General features: G+C 73.8%; 9 protein-coding genes. 7 read left to right on the forward strand and 2 right to left on the reverse strand.

Annotation, left to right across the window (positions count from 1 at the left end):
• Window positions 1-113: 113 nt before the first annotated feature.
• Entirely contained in the window at window positions 114-1,313 is a 1,200-nt protein-coding gene (locus tag EAD89_RS02260) for an ROK family transcriptional regulator (RefSeq protein WP_121674512.1), read from the reverse strand.
• A 93-nt stretch (window positions 1,314-1,406) separates the two neighbouring features.
• A complete protein-coding gene (locus EAD89_RS02265; RefSeq protein ID WP_147458735.1) occupies window positions 1,407-1,673 on the reverse strand; it encodes a hypothetical protein in 267 nt (88 codons plus the stop codon).
• A 71-nt stretch (window positions 1,674-1,744) separates the two neighbouring features.
• On the opposite strand from EAD89_RS02265, the gene EAD89_RS02270 reads away from it, so the two are divergent.
• The 7 genes from EAD89_RS02270 to EAD89_RS02300 form a co-directional block, all read left to right on the forward strand.
• A complete protein-coding gene (locus tag EAD89_RS02270; protein WP_121652289.1) occupies window positions 1,745-2,416 on the forward strand; it encodes a TMEM175 family protein in 672 nt (223 codons plus the stop codon).
• 97 nt (window positions 2,417-2,513) lie between these two features.
• A complete protein-coding gene (locus EAD89_RS02275; protein WP_121674514.1) occupies window positions 2,514-3,041 on the forward strand; it encodes a 2Fe-2S iron-sulfur cluster-binding protein in 528 nt (175 codons plus the stop codon).
• Entirely contained in the window at window positions 3,038-4,033 is a 996-nt protein-coding gene (locus tag EAD89_RS02280; protein WP_121674515.1) for a xanthine dehydrogenase family protein subunit M, read from the forward strand. Before EAD89_RS02275 ends, EAD89_RS02280 begins: the two co-directional genes overlap by 4 nt.
• Window positions 4,030-6,129: a xanthine dehydrogenase family protein molybdopterin-binding subunit gene (locus tag EAD89_RS02285; protein ID WP_121674516.1), complete on the forward strand. Its 2,100-nt coding sequence runs from the start codon at window positions 4,030-4,032 to the stop codon at window positions 6,127-6,129. The genes EAD89_RS02280 and EAD89_RS02285 overlap by 4 nt, the downstream gene beginning before the upstream one ends.
• A gap of 28 nt (window positions 6,130-6,157) precedes the next feature.
• Complete coding sequence (locus EAD89_RS02290) at window positions 6,158-6,523, forward strand: helix-turn-helix transcriptional regulator (RefSeq protein WP_121674517.1); 366 nt, start codon at window positions 6,158-6,160, stop codon at window positions 6,521-6,523.
• On the forward strand, window positions 6,523-7,164 hold the full coding sequence (locus tag EAD89_RS02295; RefSeq protein WP_121674518.1) for an SRPBCC family protein: 642 nt from the start codon (window positions 6,523-6,525) through the stop codon (window positions 7,162-7,164). Before EAD89_RS02290 ends, EAD89_RS02295 begins: the two co-directional genes overlap by 1 nt.
• 61 nt (window positions 7,165-7,225) lie before the next feature.
• Window positions 7,226-7,735 (forward strand): NUDIX domain-containing protein (locus tag EAD89_RS02300; protein WP_121674519.1); only part of this gene is annotated, 510 nt, incomplete at its 3' end.

Genomic DNA, 7,735 nt, shown 5'->3' on the forward strand with positions numbered 1-7,735 from the left:
GCGGGGCGGAGAGCGCTCTCGTAGGAGTGTTGCGGCGAGATTGCGACGGCGTCAAGACATCGATCTATAACACTGTTATTTATCCCGAAGGTTGGTTGTGGGCGATTTGCCGCTCAGCGGCGTACGCCACCCTCGGTGAGGAACCGGGCGATCGGCAGCGTGGCGGCGCCCAACGCCACCGCGTCCACCCCGAGCCGGCACAGCTCGATCGACGCCTGCCCGTACGGCTGGCGCAGCGCCTGCCGGCCGGCGGCCTCCCGCACGGCCGGCAACAGGTCGCCCAGCGCCATCGCCGCCCAGCCGCCGAGCACCACCCGCTCCGGGTTGAACAGGTTGATCAGGTTGGCCACCCCGGCGCCGAGGTAGCCGGCCGTGTCGTCCAGCACCCGCCGGGCGATGGCCGACGTCGCGGCGGCGGCGACGAGCGCGGCGAGTTGGGACTCCTCGTCGTCGCCCGGCACCGGCCGACCCCGGCGCGCCTCCCGGTACCGGTCGATGATCGCCTCGGCGCCCACGTACGCCTCCAGACAGCCGCGCGCGCCGCACCGGCAGGGCCGGCCGCCGTAGATCAGGGTGGTGTGCCCCCACTCCCCCGCGCTGCTCGACGCGCCCCGGTAGGTGGCCCCGTTCGTCACCACCGCCGCGCCGACGCCGGAGCCGACCAGCGCGAAGACGGCGTGCCGCGCGCCCCGGCCGGCTCCGAACCAGATCTCCGCCTGGCCGAGGGTCTTCGCGCCGTTGTCGATGTGCAGCGGCAGGTCGGTGCCGGCGCCGATCAGACGCTCCAGCGGCACCCGGTCCCAGCCCAGGGCCTGGGCGTGCACCACGGCCTCGACGCCCTGCTCGACGACCCCGGAGACGCCGATGCCGACGCCGAGCACGTCGGCGGGGACCACCCGGGCCTGGCCGGTCACCGCGTCGATGCCGGCCAGCACGTGCCCGGCCACCAGGTCGGGCTCGGTGCGCGCCGGGTCCAGCGGGTGCTCGACGCTGGCCAGCAGGGTCATCCCGAAGTCGAACAACTCGACCCGGACCCGAGTCTCGCCCACGTCGACCCCGATCACGAAGGCGAACCGGGGTGCGACCCGCAGCAGCATGCTGGGCCGGCCGCCGTCGGACTCGGCGGCGCCGGCCTCGACGACCAGCCCCTCGTCGATCAGGTCGGCCACCACGTTGCTCACCGCCGGCTGGCTCAGCCCGGTGCTGCGCACCAGGTCCTGCCGGGTGAGCGGGGCATCGAGGAAGAGCTTCGTCAGCAGGAGAGACCTGTTGCGGAGCCGGACGCTCCGGTTGGTGGCTCGCGCCAGCTCCACTCGTCACCTCGATCCCGTCGATTGTCCGAGCGACTGTAACCGCCCCGTGCTTGACGACCCACCGGCGAACTACTCCTCGGTCTCGCCCAGTGCTCAGTCCAGGACGCGTCGGGACAGCGACGGTGGCAGCCGGCCGGCGAGCAGCCAACCGGCGCCGGTGGCGACCACCAGCAGCCCGCTGACGATCGCGACGAGGTGCGCGACGGGCACGGCGCCGAGCGGGTCGAGGTCACGGTGCAGGGCAGCGGCCAGCGCCAGGTACGCACCGGTCACGCCCAGCACGGCGCCGAGCAGAGCGAGCGCTCCGGCGGTGGTGGCGGTGAGCGCTCTAATACACAGTATTCTCGGGTTGGGCGCCACGCCGGACGGCGGGCCTCGTCCCGTTCGGACAAAGCGCCACCCGAGCCCGGCCCGGGGATTAGCCTGCGGCCATGGCCGCAGCAGCTGACGAGGTCGAGCAGCCCGACACCGGGCCACGGATGTCCGAGACGGACCGGTTGACCGCGTTCAGCGACGGCGTCTTCGCCATCGTCATCACGCTGCTGGTCATCGAGCTGCGCGTGCCGGAGTACCACGAGGGCGAGTTGCTGGCCGGACTGCTCGACGAGGGAGCGTCCTACCTGGCCTTCGTGGTGTCCTTCGTCTACGTCGGGGTGCTCTGGCTCAACCACCACGCGCTGGTCCGGCTGATCCGCGGAACCACCCTCGCGCTGAGCTGGATCAACCTCGGCATCCTCTTCGGCGCGGTGATCATCCCGTTCCCGACGGCCGTGCTGGCGTCCGCGCTCACCCACGGCGACACCGCCGACCGCCGCGCCGCCGTCGCCCTGTACGCGCTGGCCGCCGCGCTGATGTCGGCCCCCTGGCTGGTCTTCTTCGGCTACCTGCGCCGCCACCCCGAGCTGCTCCGGCGCGGGGTCAGTCCCGATTACGTGCGGACGCAGCGGCTGCGTCCGGTCACCGGCCTGGTCCTCTACGGGCTCAGCGGCCTGCTCGGCTGGTTCGTCAATCCCATGCTGGGCCTGATCGGCGTCATCGTCATGATCATGTATCACGCGTTCACCAGCGAAGGGCTGCGTCGCCGACGGGCCCCGGGTCGCTGACCCTCGGATCCTTCCGTGCGAGGGTCCGTAGGTTGTTCGCCCGGATATGTACCGGTAAAGCTAGTCTGGGCCGGTGCGGGGCGGACCGGAGAGCGAGATGACCACCGACGAGCGGCACTCGTCCCGGGTGGCGTTCGACGTCAACGGCGGGCGGCGCGAGCTGACCCTGGACAACCGAACCACCCTGCTGGACGCGCTGCGCGAACGCCTCGGCCTGATCGGGGCGAAGAAGGGCTGCGACCACGGCCAGTGCGGCTCGTGCACGGTGCTGCTGGACGGCCGCCGCGTGAAGAGCTGCCTGGTCTTCGCGGTCACCCTCGACGGCCGGTCCGTGGTCAGCGTCGAAGGGCTGGGCGGACCGGACGAGCTGTCCCCGCTCCAGGCCGCCTTCGTCGCGCACGACGCGTTCCAGTGCGGCTACTGCACCCCCGGACAGCTCTGCTCCGCCCGCGGCATGCTCGACGAGGTCACCCGGGGCTGGCCGAGCGCGGTCACCGACGACCTCACCGCCCCGGCCGAGCTGACCGACGCGGAGATCCGCGAGCGGATGGCCGGCAACCTGTGCCGCTGCGCCGCGTACCCGCACATCGTCGCGGCCATTCAAGAAACGGCGGCGACGCGGTGAGACCGTTCCGCTACCACCGGCCGGCCGACGTGGCCGAGGCGGTCGCCGTGCTGGCGGACGAGCCGCAGGCGGCGTACCTGGCCGGTGGAACCAACCTGGTCGACCTGATGAAGCTCGGGGTGCAGCGGCCCGACCTGCTGGTGGACGTGAACCGGCTGCCGCTGGACGCCGTCGAGGAGCTGCCCGGCGGCGGGCTGCGGATCGGCGCGACGGTCCGCAACAGCGACCTGGCCGCCCACCCGGCGGTCCGGCGCGACTACCCGGTGCTGGCCCGCGCGCTGCTCGCCGCCGCCTCCGGGCAGCTGCGCAACCTGGCCACCACCGGCGGCAACCTGTTGCAACGCACCCGCTGCGTCTACTTCCAGGACACCGGCAAGGCCTGCAACAAGCGCGAGCCGGGCAGCGGCTGCGCCGCCCGACACGGCCAGAACCGCGACCTGGCGGTGCTGGACTGGTCCGACCTCTGCGTGGCGACCCACCCGTCGGACCTGGCGGTAGCGCTCGCCGCGCTGGACGCCGTGGTGGAGGTGCACGAGCCCGCCGGTCCCCGGGACGTCCCACTGGCGGCGCTGCACCGCTCCCCAGGCGAGCACCCGGAACGGGAGACCACCCTGGCCCGGGGAGCGCTGATCACCGCCGTGCGGCTCCCGCACCTGCCGGCCGCGCGCCGCTCGGCGTACCTCAAGGTGCGCGACCGGGCGTCGTTCGCCTTCGCCGTCGGCTCGGTGGCCGCGGTGCTGGACCTCGACGGCGACGTGGTCCGCGACGTCCGGCTGGCGTACGGGGCGGTCGCGCACCGGCCGTGGCGGGCGTACCGGGCCGAGGAGGAGCTGCGCGGGCGGGCGTTCAGCCCGCAGCTGGCCGCACGGGCGGCCGACGCCGAGCTGGCCGAGGCCCGTCCGTTGCGGCACAACGGCTTCAAGGTGCCGCTGACCCGGGCGATCACGGTGCGGGCCCTGACCGAGCTGGCCGAGCGGACACCCGCACCATGACCACCGGCGCGGTGGGGCGGGCGTACCCCCGGTTGGAGGGTCGGGAGAAGGTCACCGGCACGGCCCGGTACGCGGTCGAGTACCCGGTGGACGGGGTCACCTACGGCTGGGCCGTGCCGTCGGCCGTGGTCCGGGGACGAATCACCCGGATCGACGCGGCGCCGGCGCTCGCGCTGCCCGGCGTGCTGGCCGTGCTGCACCACGGCAACGCGCCCCGGCTCGCGCCGGGGCCGGAGCCGGACCTGTGGCTGTTGCAGGAGCCCGCGGTGCACTACCGGGGGCAGTTCGTCGCCGTGGTGGTGGCCACCAGCCTGGAGGCGGCCCGGGAGGGCGCCCGGCTGGTCCAGATCGACTACGACGCCGGGCCGCACAGCACGGTGCTCACCGCCGACCACCCCGGCCTGTACCGGCCGGACCAGGTGAACCCCAGCTACCCGACGGACACCGCCGAGGGCGACTTCGACGCCGGGTACGCGGCCGCGCCGGTACGGATGGACGCCACGTACCGGACGCCGGCGTACCACAACAACCCGATGGAGCCGCACGCCACCACGGCGCAGTGGCGGGACGGGCGCCTGCTGGTGCACGACTCCAACCAGGGTGCCGTGGCGGTGAAGGCCGCCCTGGCCGAGCTGTTCGAGCTGCCCCGGGAGTCGGTCCGGGTGATCACGCAGCACGTCGGCGGCGGCTTCGGCAGCAAGGGGTACCCCAAAGCCGCCGTGGTGCTGGCCGCGCTGGCGGCCCGGCAGGTGGACCGACCGGTCCGGCTGGCGCTGACCCGGCAGCAGCTGTTCGGGCCGGTCGGCTACCGCACGCCCACCATCCAGCGGGTCCGGCTCGCGGCCGACGCCGACGGGCGGCTCACCGCGATCTGCCACGACTCGATCACGCAGACCTCGACCATCAGGGAGTTCGCCGAGCAGGTCGCCGTCTACACGCGCAGCATGTACGCCGCGCCGCACCGGCGCACCACGCACCGGCTGGTACGCCTCGACGTCCCCACGCCGTTCTGGATGCGCGCCCCGGGCGAGTGCCCCGGCGCGTACGCCCTGGAGTCGGCGATGGACGAGCTGGCCAGCGCGGTCGGTATCGACCCCGTGGAGCTCCGGATCCGCAACGACCCGGCGGTCGACCCGGAGCTGGGGCGGCCGTTCACCAGCCGCAACCTGGTCGGTTGCCTACGCGACGGGGCCCGCCGGTTCGGCTGGGCCGACCGGGACCCCGAACCCCGGGCCCGGCGCGACGGGCGCTGGCTGATCGGCACCGGGGTGGCCGGCTCGAGCTACCCGGCCCGGGCGCGCGCCTCGGCCGCGGCGGCCACGGCGCGCCCCGACGGCCGCTTCCTGATCCGGATCGACGCCACCGACATCGGCACCGGCGCCCGGACGGCGCTCTGGCAGGTCGCGGCCGACGCGCTCGGGGTGCCCCCGGAGCGGGTGGAGATCCAGATCGGCGACAGCGACCTGCCACCGGCCGGGGTGGCCGGCGGGTCGATGGGCACGTCCTCGTGGAGCTGGGCGGTGATCCGCGCGTGTGAGGCGCTGCGGGACCGGCTGCGGGAGACCCCCGGTGGGGTGCCGCCCGACGGCGAGGTGACCGCCGAGGTGAGCACCGCCGACGAGGTACGGGAACAGCCCGCGCTGCCCCGGTACGCGTACGGGGCGCACTTCGCCGAGGTCCGGGTGGACGTGGACACCGGCGAGGTGCGGGTGAACCGGATGCTCGGGGTGTTCGCCGCCGGGCGGGTGGTGAACCCGACGACCGCGCGCAGCCAGCTCATCGGCGGCATGACGATGGGGATTTCGATGGCGTTGCACGAGGAGGGCGTGCTCGACGAGCGGTACGGCGACTGGGTCAACCACGACCTGGCCACCTACCACATCACTGGGTGCGCGGACGTGGAGCGGATCGAGGCGTACTGGCTGGATGAGCAGGACAGCGAGCTGAATCCGGCCGGGGTGAAGGGCATCGGCGAGATCGGCATCGTCGGCACCGCGGCGGCGATCACCAACGCGGTGCACCACGCCACCGGCGTACGGATCCGCGACCTGCCGATCCGGCTCGACAAGCTGATCGGGCTATCACCATTGGCTTAAATAAGCCTGTGCTGATATAAAGGTCGTCGTGCACGCCTTCGACGTGCTGGGCGATCCGGTCCGGCGCCGCATCCTGGAGCTGCTCGCCGGCGGCGAGCAGACCGCCGGCGCGGTCAGCGCGGTGATCCGCCAGGAGTTCGGCATCTCCCAGCCCGCCGTGTCCCAGCACCTCAAGGTGCTGCGGGACAACGGCTTCGCCACCGTGCGGCCGGAGGGCGCCCGGCGGCTCTACGCGGTCGACCCGCGCCCCCTGCGCGAGGTGGACGGGTGGCTGGAGCACTTCCGCCGGTTCTGGACCCCGCCCCTGGCGGCACTCGCCACCGAACTCGCCCGGGGCCGACGCGAACGTCGGCTGCGCGGGCCCGCAGACCCACCCGACGAGAGGAACACCTGATGTTCGACGCGACCGAGCAGATCAACGCCGTCCAGCGGCAGGTCGGCAGCCGCACCCTGGAAGCCGGCGAGGCCCGGGTGACCACGATCAGCCAGACCTACCAGGCGACGGCCGAGGATCTGTGGGACGCCTGCACCAACGCCGAGCGCATCCCGCGCTGGTTCCTGCCGATCTCCGGCGACCTGCGGCTGCACGGGCGGTACCAGCTCCAGGACAACGCCGGCGGCACCGTCGAGAGCTGCGACCCGCCGCACCGCTTCACCGCCACCTGGGAGTTCGGCGGCGAGGTGAGCTGGATCGAGGTGCGGCTCACGCCCGTCGACGACGAGCGGACCCGCCTCGACCTGGACCACATCGCGCACGTCGACCAGGACCGGTGGGCCCAGTTCGGGCCGGGCGCCGTCGGCGTCGGCTGGGACCTGGGCCTGCTCGGCCTCGCCTCGCACCTCGCCGGCGACGGCAGCGGGATCACCCCGGAGCAGGCCGCCGAGTGGACCGTCTCCGACGAGGGACGACGGGCCATGGCGCTGAGCAGCCACCTGTGGGGTGAGGCCAGCATCGCCGCCGGCATCGACGCCGACGAGGCGAAGGCCGCGGCCGAGCGCACCACCGCCTTCTACACCGGCGCCCCGGCCGCCTGAGCGCCCCACCGCCGCCGCCGGACTCAGGACCGCGGCGGCGGTGCGGGTAACGTGCTGCGACATGACCGGTACGGCGTACTCGCACTGCTCCCACTGCGGCGTCGCCTACCCGGCGGCGGCCGGCTGGCCGCGGGTCTGCGCGGCCTGCGGCGAGACCGTCTGGCGCAACCCACTGCCCGTCGCGGTGGCGGTGCTGCCGGTCCGCACCGCCGGAGGCCTCGGCGTGGTGGTCGTGCGCCGGGACATCGAGCCGGCCCGCGGGCTGCTCGCGCTGCCCGGCGGCTTCATCGAGTACGGCGAGGAGTGGTCCGACGCGCTGGTCCGCGAGCTGCGGGAGGAGACCGGGCTGGTCGCGGCGGCCGAGGACGCCCGGCTGTTCGCGGTGCACGGCGCCCCGGCCGGCGGCACGATGATGGTCTTCGGGGTGCTCCCCGAGCGGCGGGCGGAGGACCTGCCGCCGTCGGCGCCGACCGACGAGGCCACCGAGTGGCTGGTGCTCACCGACCCGGTCGAGCTCGCCTTCTCGACCCACACCCGGGTACTCGCCGACTTCCTCACCCACGCCCTACCC

The sequence above is a fragment of the Micromonospora sp. BL4 genome (assembly GCF_003667505.1).
Classification (GTDB): domain Bacteria; phylum Actinomycetota; class Actinomycetes; order Mycobacteriales; family Micromonosporaceae; genus Micromonospora.

Bases quoted from the DNA above. Each gene is read 5' to 3' on its own strand.
- EAD89_RS02270 (WP_121652289.1), top strand. From the start codon at position 1,745: ATGGCCGCAGCAGCTGACGAGGTCGAGCAGCCCGACACCGGGCCACGG.
- EAD89_RS02275 (WP_121674514.1), top strand. From the start codon at position 2,514: ATGACCACCGACGAGCGGCACTCGTCCCGGGTGGCGTTCGACGTCAAC.
- EAD89_RS02285 (WP_121674516.1), top strand. From the start codon at position 4,030: ATGACCACCGGCGCGGTGGGGCGGGCGTACCCCCGGTTGGAGGGTCGG.
- EAD89_RS02295 (WP_121674518.1), top strand. From the start codon at position 6,523: ATGTTCGACGCGACCGAGCAGATCAACGCCGTCCAGCGGCAGGTCGGC.